The sequence below is a fragment of the Kocuria carniphila genome (assembly GCF_004136555.1).
Lineage (GTDB): Bacteria > Actinomycetota > Actinomycetes > Actinomycetales > Micrococcaceae > Kocuria > Kocuria carniphila.
Window position 1 is genome coordinate 1 of sequence record NZ_NOIT01000040.1, and the last position, 1,478, is coordinate 1,478.

Below are 1,478 nucleotides of genomic sequence, written 5' to 3' on the forward strand. Positions count from 1 at the left end.
CGGGGGGTGTCCCTATGTTTCGAGTCAAGCCGCGAGAGTGGGTGGCTCGGGGGTCGGGACTGGTGTGGGTGACTGGTAGTACGTGCCGTCGCGGAGCATCGCGAAGATGACGTTGCAGCGGCGGCGGGCCAGGCAGATCACGGCGGCGTTGTGGCGCTTGCCCTCGGCGCGTTTGCGATCGTAGTAGGTCTTCGAGATCGGGTCGTGGTTCGAGGCGACCCAGGCAGAGTAGAACAGGGCGTTCTTCAGCCGCTTGTTGCCCGATCGGGCGGGGAACTCTCCGCGGATCGAGGTCCCGGATCTTCGTGTGACCGGCGCGATCCCGGCGTAGGCCGCGAGGTGGCCGGGAGTCTCGAACGCGGAACCGTCGCCGATGTTCAGGAGGATCTGCGCGGCGGTCTTGAGGCCGATCCCCGGCATGCTCCTCAAGACCGAGGCGAGAGGGAAATCCTCCAACATCCCCTCGACCTCCCTAGCCACCGTCGCTCGCTGCTCCTTCAGCTCTTTCACCTGGCCAGCGACTCTCGGGATCACCAACTCCACTGCGGCGGTCGCAGGAACGACCACGGTCTGCTCACCCAGCGCCGCGAAGATCTGGTCGATCAGGGCTTCGGGGTCTCGGCGAGAGTGGGCGCGGGCGAACCGTAATACCTTCCCCCGGCCTGCGGTCTTGAGCCCGGTGGGGCCGCCATACTTGATCAGCAGCTCCAGGGTGAGACTGTTGGCGAGGCTACCGCCGGCGAACACCCGTTCCAGGGCAGGATGGATCTGCGTGAGCAGCGACCGGATCCGGTTCAGCGCCCGTGTTGTTTCGTGAGCGAGATCCTCATCAAAGCCAGCGAGGACCTTCAATGCGGAGAGGACCTCGTTGTCACGGTCGACGGCACGGAGGGTGTGCGGCATGGTGCGGGCGGTGTCGGCGATGATGAACGCGTCGCGTGCATCGGTCTTGGACCGGCCCGGATACAGGTCCGCGGCCTTTCGCATCGCTAGTCCGGGCAGGTAGGCCACGGCACAGCCCGCATCCCGGGCGACCGCGATCGGCAGTGCTCCGATGGTGTTGGGTTGATCGACGACCATCAGCACGTTGCCATGCTTCTGGAGTTCGGTGAACAGCTCCCGCAGCTGGGCCTCGTCCTGGGGCAGGGGCTTGTCGAACAACCGGCTTCCGCCGGGGTCCAGGGCGCAGGCATGGTGGCCTGTCTTCCCAACGTCTAAGCCGATCACGACCGCGAATCTTGTCTCCATGATGCTGTCCTCCTTTGACGCATCACTGCTGGTCGCAGTCACGACACCCGATGCCGGCACCCACGTTACGAAGAGACCTCAGCAGTGCTGGGCCGTGTCCCTATCAGCGGTCAACGCGTGTCTCTCGACCGGGCGGCAACACCCCCCGGACCATGGATGGCAGGGCAACAAAGCCATACCCGGCCGAGCGACCAGACCCCCCGACTATCGGGGGTACTCACAAGGTAACG

At 65.3% G+C, this 1,478-nt stretch carries 1 protein-coding gene; it reads right to left on the reverse strand.

The window, feature by feature from the left end; genetic code table 11:
• Window positions 1–24: 24 nt before the first annotated feature.
• On the reverse strand, window positions 25–1,248 hold the full coding sequence (locus EWV37_RS15390) for an IS110 family RNA-guided transposase (protein ID WP_129702505.1): 1,224 nt from the start codon (window positions 1,246–1,248) through the stop codon (window positions 25–27).
• Window positions 1,249–1,478: the final 230 nt, after the last annotated feature.

Bases quoted from the DNA above. Each gene is read 5' to 3' on its own strand.
- EWV37_RS15390 (WP_129702505.1), bottom strand. From the start codon at position 1,248: ATGGAGACAAGATTCGCGGTCGTGATCGGCTTAGACGTTGGGAAGACA.